General features: G+C 39.5%; 15 protein-coding genes. 12 read left to right on the forward strand and 3 right to left on the reverse strand.

Going from position 1 to position 14638, the window contains the following annotated elements:
- Entirely contained in the window at window positions 1-771 is a 771-nt protein-coding gene (locus ACNKXS_RS04735) for a glycosyltransferase family 2 protein (RefSeq protein ID WP_417919851.1), read from the forward strand.
- On the opposite strand, the gene ACNKXS_RS04740 is transcribed toward ACNKXS_RS04735, so the two are convergent.
- Window positions 761-2071, reverse strand: a complete 1311-nt coding sequence (locus tag ACNKXS_RS04740) for a phenylacetate--CoA ligase family protein (RefSeq protein ID WP_417919852.1) — start codon at window positions 2069-2071, stop codon at window positions 761-763. The two genes, ACNKXS_RS04735 and ACNKXS_RS04740, sit on opposite strands and share 11 nt — an antisense overlap.
- Window positions 2072-2155: 84 nt before the next feature.
- Between ACNKXS_RS04740 and purD the strand changes: the two genes are divergently transcribed.
- Window positions 2156-3427, forward strand: coding sequence for a phosphoribosylamine--glycine ligase (gene purD / locus ACNKXS_RS04745; RefSeq protein WP_417919853.1), 1272 nt, complete (start codon window positions 2156-2158; stop codon window positions 3425-3427).
- Here purD and ACNKXS_RS04750 read toward each other — a convergent pair.
- On the reverse strand, window positions 3419-3646 hold the full coding sequence (locus tag ACNKXS_RS04750; protein ID WP_295180392.1) for a DUF6341 family protein: 228 nt from the start codon (window positions 3644-3646) through the stop codon (window positions 3419-3421). The genes purD and ACNKXS_RS04750 overlap by 9 nt on opposite strands.
- 43 nt (window positions 3647-3689) lie before the next feature.
- On the opposite strand from ACNKXS_RS04750, the gene ACNKXS_RS04755 reads away from it, so the two are divergent.
- The 3 genes from ACNKXS_RS04755 to ACNKXS_RS04765 all read left to right on the forward strand — a co-directional run bounded on the left by ACNKXS_RS04755 (window position 3690) and on the right by ACNKXS_RS04765 (window position 6409).
- The gene (locus ACNKXS_RS04755) at window positions 3690-4613 is read left to right on the forward strand and encodes a DUF6427 family protein (protein ID WP_417919854.1); all 924 of its coding nucleotides are present in this window, start codon (window positions 3690-3692) and stop codon (window positions 4611-4613) included.
- A 105-nt stretch (window positions 4614-4718) separates the two neighbouring features.
- Window positions 4719-5327, forward strand: coding sequence for a DUF4254 domain-containing protein (locus tag ACNKXS_RS04760; RefSeq protein ID WP_417919855.1), 609 nt, complete (start codon window positions 4719-4721; stop codon window positions 5325-5327).
- A gap of 2 nt (window positions 5328-5329) precedes the next feature.
- Window positions 5330-6409 (forward strand): glycosyltransferase family 9 protein, encoded by a 1080-nt coding sequence (locus ACNKXS_RS04765; protein ID WP_417919856.1) that lies wholly within the window; start codon window positions 5330-5332, stop codon window positions 6407-6409.
- On the opposite strand, the gene ACNKXS_RS04770 is transcribed toward ACNKXS_RS04765, so the two are convergent.
- Window positions 6406-7455 carry a 2Fe-2S iron-sulfur cluster-binding protein gene (locus ACNKXS_RS04770; protein ID WP_417919857.1) on the reverse strand — a complete coding sequence of 350 codons (1050 nt, stop codon included), beginning with the start codon at window positions 7453-7455 and terminating at the stop codon, window positions 6406-6408. The two genes, ACNKXS_RS04765 and ACNKXS_RS04770, sit on opposite strands and share 4 nt — an antisense overlap.
- Before the next feature lie 97 nt (window positions 7456-7552).
- Here ACNKXS_RS04770 and ACNKXS_RS04775 point away from each other — a divergent pair, with 97 nt between their 5' ends.
- The 7 genes from ACNKXS_RS04775 to atpB form a co-directional block, all read left to right on the forward strand.
- A complete protein-coding gene (locus tag ACNKXS_RS04775) occupies window positions 7553-9037 on the forward strand; it encodes a DUF5687 family protein (RefSeq protein ID WP_417919858.1) in 1485 nt (494 codons plus the stop codon).
- A 12-nt stretch (window positions 9038-9049) separates the two neighbouring features.
- Window positions 9050-9760 carry an ABC transporter ATP-binding protein gene (locus ACNKXS_RS04780; RefSeq protein ID WP_417919859.1) on the forward strand — a complete coding sequence of 237 codons (711 nt, stop codon included), beginning with the start codon at window positions 9050-9052 and terminating at the stop codon, window positions 9758-9760.
- 94 nt (window positions 9761-9854) lie between these two features.
- Complete coding sequence (gene porW, locus ACNKXS_RS04785; RefSeq protein WP_417919860.1) at window positions 9855-12422, forward strand: type IX secretion system periplasmic lipoprotein PorW/SprE; 2568 nt, start codon at window positions 9855-9857, stop codon at window positions 12420-12422.
- A gap of 12 nt (window positions 12423-12434) precedes the next feature.
- Window positions 12435-12833 carry a bactofilin family protein gene (locus tag ACNKXS_RS04790; protein WP_417919861.1) on the forward strand — a complete coding sequence of 133 codons (399 nt, stop codon included), beginning with the start codon at window positions 12435-12437 and terminating at the stop codon, window positions 12831-12833.
- Window positions 12814-13029, forward strand: coding sequence for an AtpZ/AtpI family protein (locus ACNKXS_RS04795; protein WP_141876453.1), 216 nt, complete (start codon window positions 12814-12816; stop codon window positions 13027-13029). The genes ACNKXS_RS04790 and ACNKXS_RS04795 overlap by 20 nt, the downstream gene beginning before the upstream one ends.
- Complete coding sequence (locus ACNKXS_RS04800) at window positions 13029-13412, forward strand: hypothetical protein (RefSeq protein WP_417919862.1); 384 nt, start codon at window positions 13029-13031, stop codon at window positions 13410-13412. The genes ACNKXS_RS04795 and ACNKXS_RS04800 overlap by 1 nt, the downstream gene beginning before the upstream one ends.
- A 133-nt stretch (window positions 13413-13545) precedes the next feature.
- Window positions 13546-14638, forward strand: a 1093-nt coding sequence (gene atpB, locus ACNKXS_RS04805) for a F0F1 ATP synthase subunit A (RefSeq protein ID WP_417919863.1), incomplete at its 3' end; no start/stop codon positions are given.

A 14638-nucleotide genomic window follows, 5' to 3' on the forward strand; every position in this document is an offset into this window, starting at 1 on the left:
ATGAAGGAGGGACTGGTGTCTGTCATTATGCCTGCATACAATAGCGAAGCATTTATTGCTGATGCGATTCGTTCTGTAATTTCCCAGACTTACCAAAACTGGGAACTGCTTATTGTAAATGATGCCTCCAATGATTCCACTGCGCAGATCCTGCAGAAATTCAATTCCGAAGAGAGTAGGATCAGAGTTTTTACCAATTCGGCGAATAAAGGTACCGCGTACTCCCGCAACAAAGCGATTGAAGCTGCAGAGGGACAGTTTATCTCTTTTCTGGATGCAGATGACCTCTGGAAGGAAAATAAGCTGAAGAAACAGCTAGAAGTTCTTTCCAAGACTAATGTCGCGGCTTGTTTCTCCAGTTACCAGTTGATGCATGAAACTGGAAAAAAAAGCAATATTATCATTCAAGCCTTACCAGTGTTGAGTCATCGAAGGTTGCTCAAAGCAAATTATGTAGGGAACTTAACTGGGATTTATAATGCCGGACTGTTAGGAAAGATCTATGCTCCAGACCTTCGGAAGCGCCAGGACTGGGCAATGTGGTTAAGAGTTATTGAAGAAGGTGGACCTATGGAAGGAATCTGGGAATCCCTGGCCTATTATAGACTTCGGAAGAATTCCATTTCAGGCAATAAACTGGAAATGCTGAAATATAATTACAAGGTTTACCGCCTTGCAGGCTATGGCCGAAGAGCATCGCTTAAAAAAATGCTTATTTTCCTGAACGAGCAATTCTTTGTAAAATCGAAGCAGAAATTAACTATTGAATAAGCGAGGTAAATTGTTTTAGTTTCCCGCTTTTAGTGCGTTTAAGTACCTCATTTTTCTGAAAGCCGATCTTCAGATCTTTTCCCACATACATTTCGATCGCCTTCATAATACTTTTTTTCTGCACCTCAGAAAGTTTGATATCGCTCACATAATCTATATGAAAAGTATCCAGGCTGGTTTGAGTAATAATAAATTCCCTGATGTTTCCGCTGTCTTCTATAATGGTTTTCGTGACGTAATAAAAAGTTAGTCCTGGAACTACTTTCCCATCTGGTAAACGGGCGATATCATTCGTACGACCCACTAATTTTTCCAGAACAGGCTTTTTAAGGGTACTTCTGGTAGATAAAGCCCCTGTATCCCCAATATCATAACGTATCATTGGGTGAGCATAGTTATATAAAGCCGTGATCACGATCCGGCCCTCCTCACCATAGGGCAATATCCTGTCATTCGCATCGAGAATCTCCACGTAAAGATCTTCAGAATTTACGATCCAGTGATGGTTAGGATCCTCGAAAGCAATAAGTCCAACCTCGCTTGCGCCGTATTCATTGATCACCGGGACTCCCAGAACATTTTCGATCAGTTCTTTATCTTTTTTAAAGAGTCTTTCAGAAGTTACAATGCATATTTTAAGACTTGGACAAAGATCCTTCAGCAGGATTTCGCGATCCTTTAAAAATTTTGCGAATAGCAGGATGGCACTGGTGTAACCATTCAGATAATTGAAATCTGCCTTTTTAAAACGTTCCAGAAATGATTCCATTTTCTGTTCACTAAGATCAAAAATATTGAACCTCCGCCTCAGACTTATTCTGTCCTTCAGTCTTTCCTGCACGTTTCCGAAGAAATCAAGAGGGATTCCGTAGAACCTGGCCTGTAATGAGGTGTTAAGATCGATCCCATACCAGGAATAACGATCCTGAAAACCGGCCCAGCTCAATGCATGAGCAAACCTGTTCTTAGCAAATATAAATGGATGCCCACTACTTCCTGAAGTTTTCCCGACATAAGCCGACTTCGTTGTGTACGTAGAACTTAACCTGTCCCTGAGCGGTTGTTGCAGATCAGATTTTTTCATGATAGGGACTTTGCTCCAATCGTCAAAACCTTCCCATTTGAAAAAGTCGCGGTAAAAATCATTATGCTGAATATGATAGTCCAGCAATAGATTTCTCTGCCGGTATTGATACTTCTCATATTCGGCTTCGGGGATGTTCTTAACCTCCTCGAGTTTTTTCTGAGCCCGCTGAATAGGGAATTTATTGAGTTGTAAAGATAATCTGAACCAATCCAAGTGTAGAAGCGCTTTTTTAACGAATTTATTGGTGCTTCAATGTACAAACATTTATTTTTGATGCAACAATTAAAATTTGAAGCTATGAATATTCTCATTCTTGGTTCCGGTGGACGCGAGCATACTTTTGCCTGGAAGATTGCCCAAAGTGATCTATGCGATAAACTATATGTAGGACCCGGGAATGCCGGTACAGCAGCTATAGCAGAAAACCTTGATATCAATCCGATTGATTTTGCACAGGTAGGAAAAGTTGCCCTGGAAAAGAATATCGATATGATCGTGGTTGGACCCGAAGATCCTCTGGTAAAAGGAATCGTGGATTTCTTTAAGAATGATGATCAATTAAAGCATATTCAAATGATCGGGCCTTCTCAGCGCGGAGCATTATTGGAAGGTAGTAAGGAACGTGCCAAGGAATTTATGGCTCTTTACAATATTCCTACTGCTGCCTATGAAAGTTTCAGTTTTGAAAGTTTACAGGCAGGAAAACGTTTTCTGGAAACTTTAAAACCTCCGTACGTTTTGAAAGCCGATGGTTTAGCTGCAGGGAAGGGAGTGCTTATTATTGAAGATCTGGACGAAGCTAAAAAGGAACTGGAAAACATGCTTTCAGGGAAGTTTGGTGCGGCTAGTGATAAGGTGGTGATCGAAGAATTCCTGGATGGGATTGAGTTAAGTGTATTTGTACTTACCGATGGTGAGAATTATAAAATCCTTCCAACGGCAAAAGATTATAAAAGAATAGGCGAGGGCGACACCGGGCTTAATACCGGTGGTATGGGGGCAATTTCACCTGTACCTTTTGCAGATGAAACTCTAATGAAAAAGATCGAGGACCGTATCGTAAAACCAACGGTAAATGGTCTTAAAGCTGAAGATATCGATTATAAAGGTTTTGTCTTTATAGGTTTGATCAAAGTAGGCGATGAGCCTTATGTGATCGAGTATAATGTTAGAATGGGTGATCCTGAAACTGAAGTCGTATTACCAAGAATAAAGTCTGATCTGGTTGCCTTACTGGAATCTACCTGGAAAGGTGAACTAAATACTGCAAGTCTTGAAATTGACGAGCGGTCGGCGACAACGGTGATGCTGGTATCTGGAGGTTATCCAGAATCTTACGAAAAAGGAAAGCCTATCACAGGACTGGAAAAAGTTACAGAATCTTTCGTATTCCATGCAGGAACATGTAGAACTGCAGAAGGAGTTGTAACTAGTGGTGGCCGCGTAATTGCGGTAAGTTCCTTTGGGGATGATTACAAACAGGCACTAAAAAAATCTTACCAAAGTGCAGCATTGTTGCAATTTGATAAGATGTATTTTAGAAAGGATTTAGGTTTTGACCTATCCTAAGAATGAATGTGAAGTAGATTCTCTGTTTTCTTCGTTATTATCGTTAAAGGTTTTTAGCTGCTTCATCCAGTAAAGAAAAGCAAGAAAACCAATAGCCATAAAGATCCAGTTCAATCCATTGGCAAGAAACCAGGAATCAAGTTCCAAAGCTCTCAATTCGTCTAATGGAGCGAGGAGTAACTCAAATAAATCTTCTATTCCTTCAAAAAAATCTTTCATGATCGTATCATTAATTGTGACTACAAAAATATAAAAACTACCAATGCTAACAAGCTTTTTTAGCAAATCCAAACCTATTAACCTAACGGTGATCGTTCTGCTTTTGGTGATTTTTTATACCAGTGTGAACTTTTTTCACTTGGAAAATGGTTTTGAGATACTGGATTTACTACAAAAAATAGGTGTTTTGGGTCTGCTTGTTCTAAGCTTGTTCGTGCTCAATTTTATCGCAAAGAAAAATGAGCTCACAAAGCGGAGTGCTTATAAAACCCTGCTTTTTGCAATTTTCGCGATTAGTTTTAGTGAACTTCTGGCCAATACACCGGTAATCATTTCCAATCTTTGTATACTGCTGGCTTTAAGGAGGATCATTAGTCTCAAATCACATAAATTCGTACAGCAAAAGATCTTTGATGCCACTTTCTGGATAGCCATTGCCACCCTTTATAATTTCTGGTCGGTATTGTTCTTTCTGCTTATATTCTTCGCGATTCTTAATTTTGCTTCAGCATTCAAGAACTGGCTGGTACCTTTTGTAGCTTTCCTTGCGGTAGCCATGCTAACTGTAACTTTTCATCTACTCGTGTATGACGAGTTATACACCTTAAATGACTGGTTTCAGACCAGTAATTTTGACTTTCGTCGGTATAATGTAGCATCGATACTAGTTCCATTAAGTATTATTCTGGGTTTGCTTTTCTGGACTCTTATTCAGTATTTCAGTGCGATACAGAAGGCAAGTATCACCAGAAGACCGGTATTAAGCATGATCTTGTTCTGCCTGGTGATTTCTATTGCTGTTGCGATCTTTGCGCCGACTAAAAACGGCAGTGAACTTATATTCTTCTTCGTACCTCTTAGTATCATTGCTTCTAACTACTTTGATAGTAAGAAAGATCGCATATTCAAGGAAATACTACTGGCAGTGCTAATTATTATGCCATTTATCCTGGTTTTCCTGGGTTAAACCATTTCCTTCAGATTCACCGGAATCTCTTTATAAAAATAATATCTTTGCAAAACCTGAGTATTTCAGGCCAGTTTGCATTCAATTTATATTTAAAACAACTTTATGTTTTCAGATAAAGCCAATACTATTTTTAGAGAAGTGATCGAACTCTATCATCAAAAAGATAGCGTAGAACAGGATTTCAAAAATCCTTATGATGCTGAAAAGAATCTTCTTGAACATTTACTTTTCAGAAAATGCTGGATAGATACCGTTCAATGGCATTATGAAGATATTATCCGCGATCAAAACATTGACCCGGTTGCAGCATTGACTTTAAAGCGTAAGATCGATGCTTCCAACCAGGATAGAACCGATACTGTGGAGTATATTGATAGTTACTTTCTAGAGAAATATAAGGATGTAACGGCAAATACAGACGCTACGATCAATTCTGAAAGTCCGGCATGGGCGATCGATCGTTTGTCTATTCTCGCGCTGAAGATCTATCATATGAACGAAGAAGCCCAGCGTACAGATGCTTCAGTAAAACACCAGATGGCCTGTAAAGCTAAATTGGATATACTTCTGGAACAACGTGTAGACCTGTCTACGGCGATCAATCAGCTTCTGGAAGATATCGAAAAAGGTGAAAAGTATATGAAAGTGTATAAGCAAATGAAGATGTACAATGACGATGAGCTTAACCCTGTTCTAAGAGGTAATAAGTAGAAATGAAAGATCAGAATACCAATCAGCATCCATCAACTTCAGAAAATAAACATCTCTTGGTGATTCGTCTTTCTGCCATGGGAGATGTGGCGATGGTGGTTCCTGTTTTGAGCATTCTGGTTAGAACCTATCCACAGCTTACAATTACAGTACTTACACGATCTTTCTTTTTTCCGCTGTTCAGTCATTTACCAAATGTGCGTCTGTACGAGGCAGATGTCGATGGCGTTCATGAAGGTGTACTGGGACTTGGTACCCTGGCCCGGGAACTTCGCGATGAGGAGATCGATATGGTCGCAGATCTTCATGATGTTCTAAGAACCAATGTTTTACGATCAGTTTTTTATTTCTACGGAATTCCTTTCGAACAAATAGATAAGGGCAGAGCTGAAAAGAAAGCACTTACACGGGATAGCAATAAGATTTTTAAACAGCTGAAAACGACGCATCAGCGTTATGCTGAAGTTTTTGAGAAACTAGGATACCCAATAGATCTTTCCAATTATACAGCAGCAGCAAGAAGGGAAGTGCTTCCCAGAATTTCTGATGTTACCGGCAAGCGAAAAAACGTAAAATGGATTGGAATCGCGCCATTTGCGCAGCATAGTTCAAAATTTTATCCGGTAGACCTTATGGAACAGGTGATTTCCCGGCTTTCTTCGGAAAGAAATACCAAAATCTTCCTGTTTGGAGGGGGGGAAACGGAAAAGAAACAGCTGGAAGAATGGGAATCCAGATTTGAGAATTGTGTGAGTGTGGTTGGTAAGCTGAGGTTTGCAGAAGAACTAAGCCTTATCTCAAACCTTGAGATGATGTTATCCATGGATAGTGGAAATGCTCATATCGCAGCGATATTCGGGATTCCGGTTCTAAGTATCTGGGGCGTTACCCATCCTTATATGGGATTTGCTGCTTTTAATCAGCCTATGGAGAATTGTATCTTACCGGATCTTGAAAAATATCCAAAGATCCCAACTTCGGCATATGGCAATAAAGTTCCGGAGGGCTACGAAGATGTCATGCGTAGCATTCCTCCGGAAGTTGTAGTATCTAAAGTTCAGCAGCTGCTGAATAATTCTTAAACATCATCAAAATCTATTTTTAGCGTAGAAGTAGTTGGATGCGCCTGGCAGGTAAGAATAAAACCTTCCTCGATCTCTGCATCTGTAAGGATCTGGTTTTTGCTCATTTCAGCTTTACCCTCAGTAATTCTGGCCATACAGCTACTGCATATCCCACCCTGGCAGGAATAAGGCACATCAATATCTTCTTCCAGCGCAACGTCAAGCACCACATCTTTACGATCCATAGAAAAGCTATACTCTTCATCATCCACAAGAATAGTTACTGAAGTTTTTCCATCAGTATCTCCTTCGATCACTTTTTCTTCTGAAGTGCTTGTGAACAACTCGAATTTGATCTGCTCATCACGAACATCGTTCTTCTTCAATACTTCAGTAACATGATCGATCATTTCTTTGGGTCCGCAGAGATAGAATGTCTCGAAATTACGATCCTTGAATTTATTCTTCAGGATATAGTTTACCGTGCTTGTTTCGATTCTTCCAAACTGTGCATTTTCTTCGCGCGTACGGCTGTAAATAAACTCGACGAAAAGCCTTTCGGGGAACTTAGATTGTAATTCCAGAAGCTCCTTAAAAAAGATCGTATCGTCTACAGATTTATTTCCATAGGTTAGCACAAACCGACTTTCAGGTTCCTGTTCCAAAACAGTTTTGATGATGGAAAGTACCGGCGTGATTCCGCTTCCCGCTGCAAAAGCAGCATAATCGTTAGCGGAGTTACCAGGTTCGAAGAGAAATTTTCCTTCCGGTGGATGCACCTCCAGAATATCTCCGGCTGTAAGTTTATTATTTGCGATCACTGAAAAGCTACCGCCTTCTACTTCTTTTACGGTTACCTTGAAATCTTCAGAAGCAGGAGCAGAACAAAGGGAATAGGCTCTTCTTATTTCCCCATTTTCAGCATCATATTTAATCGTGATATACTGCCCGGCCTTGAATTTGAACTCTTCTTTCAAGTTTTCAGGAATATCGAAAGATAAACTCACCGCCTGGGAAGTTTCACGAATTATTTCCTTTATTTTTAGCGGGTAAAAATTACTCATTTTTTAATATTTGGGGGTAAAAATACAAAGTATGAAGCTTTTAAAAATGTAACAAAAGTTTAAATTTCTCTACCTATCTAAATAAACAGCAGATTTTATGTTTAGTAAGTTTCTCTGGCTGGAATGGAAATCATTCACAAGGTCGGCCAGTTTTGGAAAAAGTCTTGGATTAAAGATCCTCATGATATTCCTGGCGCTCTATTTTTCAGCCATGTTTTTATTTCTGGGCGTAGCATTATTTCCGTTGCTTAAAGAATCTTTTCCAGAACAGGATCCCTTAACAATCGTGAATAAATTTGCGCTGGCTTATTTAGGCTTCGAGTTTGTCTTCCGGTTTATGCTGCAAAGCCTGCCGGTGATGAATATCAAACCGCTTATGGTCATTCCTGTATCCAAGAAAAAAGCGGTCAATTATATACTTCTAAAATCACTATACTCATTCTATAATATCCTGCCGTTGCTCTGGATCATTCCTTTCGGGCTGGTAAGTATCCTGAAGTATGATTATCCTGCCTGGAATGTACTTGGTTGGATGCTCGGGTTTTATGCTCTTGTTTTATGTGTAAATTATTTCAATTTTATAGTCAAGAAGAAGTTCAACGAAAGTCTTAAGCAATTAATTCCGGTTATTATAGGTGTGGCAATGCTCGCTGCTTTGGACTACTTTGGTGTATTCGATATTGGAAGTTACTTTGGTGCGGCTCTAGATAATTTATATGACCAACCGTACTTAGCAGTGATCCCTTTCATCCTTTTGGTTATTCTTTATCAGTGGAATCTTTCAGATCTAAGGAAAAAATTCTATCTCGACCGTGATCTAAAAGCTAAATCAAAGGAAGTGAACACCCAGGATCTTGGTTGGACCCGTAGATTTGGAAGTATTGCACCTTTCCTGCAGTTGGATATCAAACTTATTCTTCGGAATAAAAGAGCGAAAACAACCATTTTCATGTCTCTGTTGCTGTTGTGCTATGGACTTATCTTTTACCCGAACGATACCTACCAGGATATGCCAGCATTTTTTCTTTTCGTAGGGATTTTTATGACCGGGGTATTTATGATGAATTTTGGTCAGTTTGTTCCATCCTGGGATTCGTCGTATTACTCCATGATCATGTCTCAAAACATACCCATGAGACAATATCTGGCTTCCAAAATGGGGTTGATCACGGTAAGTGTGGTGGTACTTTTAATTCTAACAACTCCCTATATATACTTTGGATGGGAAGTGGTTTTGCTCAACATTACTGCCGCGATCTATAATATTGGAGTGAACGTTCCTATGTTAATTTTCTCAGGAAGTTTTAATAAAAAGAGCATCGATCTGGACAAAAGCCCGGTGATGAACTACCAGGGAATGGGTGTTTCACAATGGCTCGTTGGAATTCCGGTTATGGCATTTCCAGTCTTCATTTTCTGGCTGGTAAATAAATTCATAAGCTATGAAGTCGCCGTGGGAACCATTGCAGGATTGGGTGTTGTAGGTATTATTTTGCGTCCGGTATTACTAACTTATCTTACGCAGCGATACCGAAGACGTAAATATGTAACGATCCAGGGATTTAAACAAAAAGGAGAATAAACTTATAGGAATATGATCACAGCAACCAATCTTTCAAAAATATATAACGGAAACAAAGTGCTTGATATCGAGCATCTGGAAATTCCTTCAGGACAAAATTTCGGACTCGTAGGTAACAATGGCGCGGGTAAAACCACATTTTTCAGCCTGCTGCTGGATCTAATTCAGCCCACTACCGGAAACATCTTTAATAAGGATATTACGGTAAGCGAAAGCGAGGATTGGAAAAGTTTTACTTCTTCCTTTATCGATGAAAGTTTCCTTATTGGCTACCTGACTCCGGAAGAATATTTCTACTTTATTGGAGATCTTCGGAATAGGAATCGGGCAGATGTAGACTCATTCTTAACGCAGTTTCAGGATTTTTTCAATGAAGAGATCATTGGTCGAAAGAAATATCTTCGGGATCTTTCAAAAGGAAACCAGAAAAAAGTAGGTATCGTAGCCGCATTGATCGGCGATCCTGAAGTGGTTATTCTCGACGAACCATTCGCAAATCTGGATCCAACCACACAAATCAGATTAAAGAAAATACTGAAAGAACTTTCAAATACCTCTGGAACAACGGTCCTTATTTCCAGTCATGATCTTATCCATGTAACTGAAGTTTGCGAAAGGATCGTGGTCCTGGACAGGGGAGTGCCGGTTCGTGATATAACTACTTCCGAAGCTACCCTGAAAGAACTGGAAGATTATTTTTCCAGTGAGATCGTTGAGGCCTAGGAATTGCAGCTATTGGACTTTGCAAAAAGAAGTTTACTTTTACATACTAAACCAGCTGTATCAAAGTTATTCATGATACCATAAAAGGTTCATATTGAATACGTTTACCCGAATTTCACTGTTTTTACTAACTGCCGCGGCAATTCTAAGCTGCTCCAGAAAAAAGAACTCTTTTGTAAACCGAAATTATCACGCGATCACTTCGGAATATAATACGCTTTACAACGGTGGTCTCGCCTATGAACAAGGAAAAGAAGAGATTAACCAGAACTATGCAGATAATTACTGGGATATTCTACCTGTTGAAAGACTTGCTCTGGATGAAAATATTATTTTGCCAGATAGCGTTAGAAATCAGAATTTTGGGATTGCTGAAGAAAAAGCTGTAAAAGCTATTCAGAAGCATTCCATGCAAATAGGAGGCAAAGAGCGAAATCCTCAAATCGATGAAGCTTATTTGCTCCTTGGGAAATCCAGGTATTTCGATCAACGTTTTGTACCTGCGCTTGATGCTTTCAACTACATTCTTTACCGCTATCCTGCCAGTGACAATATTACTCACGCAAGGATCTGGAGAGAGAAAACAAATATCAGGTTAGGAAATGAAAAACTGGCGATCAAAAACCTGAAAAAGATCCTCGATTCAGATAAACTAAACGATGAAGACATAGCCGATGCCAGTTCCAGTCTTGCACAGGCTTATATCAATTTACAATATATTGACAGTGCTGTGGTCCCATTACAGAATGCTAGTGAATTTACCCGTAATAATGCTGAAAAAGGTCGTTATTACTATATTCTTGGTCAGCTCTACGATAGAATGGATCAATTGGCAGCCGCGAATGCTTCTTTTGATAAAGTAATAGATCTGAAACGCAAGTCTCCCCGAATTTACCTGGTAAATGCACATATTCAAAAGGCAAGGAATTTTGATTTTCAGAATGGTGACCGTGCCCAGCTACTGGCGCTTTTGAGAGATCTGGAAAAAGATCGCGAAAACAGACCATTTCTCGACAAGATTTATTTTCAGATTGGAGAATATTATAATCGTTTAGATTCCGTAGAAACTGCTGTAGATTATTATAATAGGTCTTTGAGATCACCTTCAAGCGATATTTTCCTGAAATCGATTAACTATGAGATCCTGGCCAATATCAATTTTGATGAAGCAAACTACCAGCAAGCAGGGAAATATTTTGATAGTACCTTGACCTATATGTCTCCAGATTTGCTGGAGTTCAGGACCATTAGTAAGAAACGAGAAAATCTTGCCGATGTGATTCTATACGAAGAGATCGCTGAGGAAACAGATAGTATCTTGAGGCTCGCGAACATGAGCGAGAACGATCGATTACAATATTTTACGACATATACAGATACTTTGAGAGCACGGGCTGTTAAAACCATGGAGTTTGGAGAATTACCTGTTTACACAGCAGGGATAGGCCCAAGAACTAATTTTTCACAAACAAATATTCCAGCTTCAGCTTCAGTGCCGCCGGCAGGTGATTTGAATAGTGGAAATACGGGTAACATCTTTTACTTCTACAATCCAATACGGGTTTCCCGGGGCGCGCAGGATTTTCTCCGCACATGGGGAAGTCGGGAACTGGCAGATAACTGGCGCTACGGCAGTCGGGCTATGAATCAAAGTACAGTAAATGCTGAAGAACGTTTGATGGATATTAACCTGGACAATGATCCAATCTACGATCCCCAAACCTATCTTGCACAAATCCCTACAGAGGCTTTGGTCCTGGACAGTTTGTCTGCTCAGCGAAATCGTGCAAATTATCAATTGGGTGTGATTTATAACGAAAAATACCGGGAATATGCACTGGCAGCAAACAGGCTGGAGTTCATGCTGAATAGTAATCCACAACAGAGCCTGATACTTCCGGCGAAATATAATTTATATTCGGTTTACAAAGCTCAGAATCGTATAGATGACTTACAGAGACTGGAACAGGATATCCTGCAGAATTATCCAGATTCGCGGTATGCCGCTTTTATAAGGAATCCACAGAGCGTTCAAATGGATGAGAGTAGTCCTGAAAATGTTTATGAACAATTATACAGAAAGTTTGAAACACAGAATTTTGCTGAGGTTATAGAGCAATCAAACGCTTATAGATCTCAGTACAATGGTAATAGTATCCTGCCGAAAATAGAATTACTGAAAACACAGGCGATTGCAAGATTGTATGGAATCGATGCTTATGAAAATTCCCTGCAATATGTAGCGGCGAACTATCCGCAATCTCCGGAAGGTCAGAAAGCACAGCAATTATTGAATACAGCTATTCCATCCTTAAAGAACCTTGAGTTTGTAGCCGATAGTACTCAAACTAATTTTAAACTGGTACTTGCATTTTCTGAAAGTGAAAATGTTATTGCAGATTCTTTAGAAATTCAGATCGAAAAAAAATTAGAAGAATTAGACTACAGGAAAATAAAAACTTCACGGGATGTATACAACGCTGAGCAGACGTTTGTAGTTATTCATGGATTAAGCTCAAGATCTGCAGCACAAGGATTTCTGGAACTACTTCAGAAGGATAAGAACATCAAAATTGAAGGGGAAGCCTTTGTCATGTCGGCAGAAAATTATAGAATTGTACAAATTAAGAAAAATTTAAGAAATTTGTCAAACCTTAATTAAAGCCCTACTATCATGTTTTCAGATTCAAAAAAGTCCAGAAGCTCTGCAGATCAGCGAGAGCAAAATCGTATTGCATCAGGAACATTTATCACCGGTGAAATCTCTGGAAAGGGATGCTTCAGAATAGAAGGTACGCTGGAAGGTAGTCTTAAAACTCCCGGAAAGGTGGTAATAAGTAAAGGCGGAGTGATCAATGGTACTCTGGAATGTGATAGTGCAGATATTGAAGGAAACTTTAATGGCAAGTTGCTGGTAAAGGAAGTGCTCAGTCTACGAGGCTCGGCTCATATTGAAGGAGAAGTGATCGCCGGTAAACTCGCGGTAGAGACAGGAGCAGTATTTAATGCTACCTGTGAAATGAATGGGGGTATAAAACCTCTTAAAACGAAAAATGAAAAACGATCAGCGTAATAAGTATCTGGGTTTTATAAATATAGCCTTTCAAATGGGACTTCTCATAGCTGCCGGAGTTTTTGCGGGCATCTGGCTTGATGGTAAGTTTCCGAACAAATTTTCTGTATATACAATTTCTCTATCTCTTGCCGGGGTGTTTATCTCACTTTACCTTGTTTACAGAGAAGTCAAAAATCTGAACGAAGACGAGTAATGCAACAAAAGATTCTAAGTTTTCTCAAAGTATTTATTCCTTTTTTTATCATTTGTCTACTAATACAGTTTGTTCTGGTAAACTACCTGTTCCAGCCCGAACTTTATTATTCCACATTTGCGATCTACGCTTTTCAATTCATAGCAACCCTTATCGTTTACATTTTACTGGTACTTGTAAAGCAAAACTTTAGCGATAAAACCGGTTTCGCTTTTATGGGTTGCGGACTTTTTAAGATGCTAGCAGCAGTTTTGTTTCTGCTTCCTATGATGCTGAATGGGACGGTGAATCCATTTCAGAGCTTAATCGCATTTTTTATACCTTATTTCATCTTTCTTGTTTTTGAAACTATTTACGCGGTAAAGCTTATAAACCTGAAATAAACTGCTGACTTTCAGCAAAATCATAAAATCGGAGGATAGGCAAAAAAAATATAACTGCTTCTTTCAGATAAAAATTAAAAGTATACCTTTGCACGGAAATTTAGAGCCCACAATTTTAAGTAGATCAGGTAGTATGATAGCACAGAAATCTTTAGTGATTAGCTTGTACTTTACATTGGCCTTAGCCATTTTCCCAGCCTTTACCTTTGCTCAGGAGCACGGAGAGGAGCATTCCGATCTTCGGGAAGCTGAAGAAGAGTTTAACGCAACAGAGATGATTCTGCATCATATCGGTGATTCTCATGGTTGGCATTTCTTTGGTTCCGGAGATAACTCGTATACATTGCCATTACCGGTAATTCTTTATACTGAAAACGGTTTGGTTACTTTTATGTCCAGTGAATTTCACCACGATACTGAAGGTCATCATGTAGTGGAAAAGGATGGAATGCGTTTTGTAAATCTTCATGAAGATATTTACAGGCTTAATGATGGTGCAACCGCTGTGGAGCTGGATGCCGAGGATCACCCGGTAAACGCTTCAAAGCCCTGGGATCTATCTATCACCAAGAATGTGGCAGCGATGTTTTTAACGGTCATTCTAATGCTAATTTTCTTTACTAGCCTGGCCAGACATCACAAAAAGAATTCTCATGCGCCTAGCGGTTTTAATAATATTCTTGAAACACTTGTAATCTTTGTTAGAGATGATATAGCGATTCCACAACTGGGAGAGAAGAGATACATGAAGTTCATGCCTTTCTTATTATCGGTATTCTTTTTTATCTGGATCACTAACTTACTAGGTTTGTTACCTGGAGCTGCAAACGTTACTGGTAACATCGCTGTAACTGTTTCACTTGGATTATTTACACTTGCCTTGATTTTGATTAACGGTAATAAGGATTTCTGGAAGCATACATTGTGGATGCCTGGAGTTCCTACTTTCGTAAAACCTATTCTTGCAGTTGTAGAACTTGCAGGGGTGTTTATTAAGCCTATCGCACTTATGATTCGTTTGTTTGCGAACATTACGGCGGGGCACATTATCATCCTGAGTTTGATCGGGTTGATCTTTATCCTGGAAAATGCAGGCATCGCCGGAGTTTCGGTTCCATTTGCCTTGTTTATAACAGTACTGGAATTGTTAGTAGCATTCCTACAAGCGTTTATTTTTACAATGCTGTCTGCCCTGTTTATCGGGATGGCGGTTGAGGAACATGAAC

The organism is Christiangramia marina, assembly GCF_048285865.1.
In the GTDB taxonomy this organism is placed as follows: domain Bacteria; phylum Bacteroidota; class Bacteroidia; order Flavobacteriales; family Flavobacteriaceae; genus Christiangramia; species Christiangramia marina.

Coding starts and splice junctions, on each gene's coding strand:
- ACNKXS_RS04735 (WP_417919851.1), top strand. CDS start 1: ATGAAGGAGGGACTGGTGTCTGTCATTATGCCTGCATACAATAGCGAA.
- purD (WP_417919853.1), top strand. CDS start 2,156: ATGAATATTCTCATTCTTGGTTCCGGTGGACGCGAGCATACTTTTGCC.
- ACNKXS_RS04750 (WP_295180392.1), bottom strand. CDS start 3,646: ATGAAAGATTTTTTTGAAGGAATAGAAGATTTATTTGAGTTACTCCTC.
- ACNKXS_RS04755 (WP_417919854.1), top strand. CDS start 3,690: ATGCTAACAAGCTTTTTTAGCAAATCCAAACCTATTAACCTAACGGTG.
- ACNKXS_RS04760 (WP_417919855.1), top strand. CDS start 4,719: ATGTTTTCAGATAAAGCCAATACTATTTTTAGAGAAGTGATCGAACTC.
- ACNKXS_RS04765 (WP_417919856.1), top strand. CDS start 5,330: ATGAAAGATCAGAATACCAATCAGCATCCATCAACTTCAGAAAATAAA.
- ACNKXS_RS04770 (WP_417919857.1), bottom strand. CDS start 7,455: ATGAGTAATTTTTACCCGCTAAAAATAAAGGAAATAATTCGTGAAACT.
- ACNKXS_RS04775 (WP_417919858.1), top strand. CDS start 7,553: ATGTTTAGTAAGTTTCTCTGGCTGGAATGGAAATCATTCACAAGGTCG.
- ACNKXS_RS04780 (WP_417919859.1), top strand. CDS start 9,050: ATGATCACAGCAACCAATCTTTCAAAAATATATAACGGAAACAAAGTG.
- ACNKXS_RS04790 (WP_417919861.1), top strand. CDS start 12,435: ATGTTTTCAGATTCAAAAAAGTCCAGAAGCTCTGCAGATCAGCGAGAG.
- ACNKXS_RS04795 (WP_141876453.1), top strand. CDS start 12,814: ATGAAAAACGATCAGCGTAATAAGTATCTGGGTTTTATAAATATAGCC.
- ACNKXS_RS04800 (WP_417919862.1), top strand. CDS start 13,029: ATGCAACAAAAGATTCTAAGTTTTCTCAAAGTATTTATTCCTTTTTTT.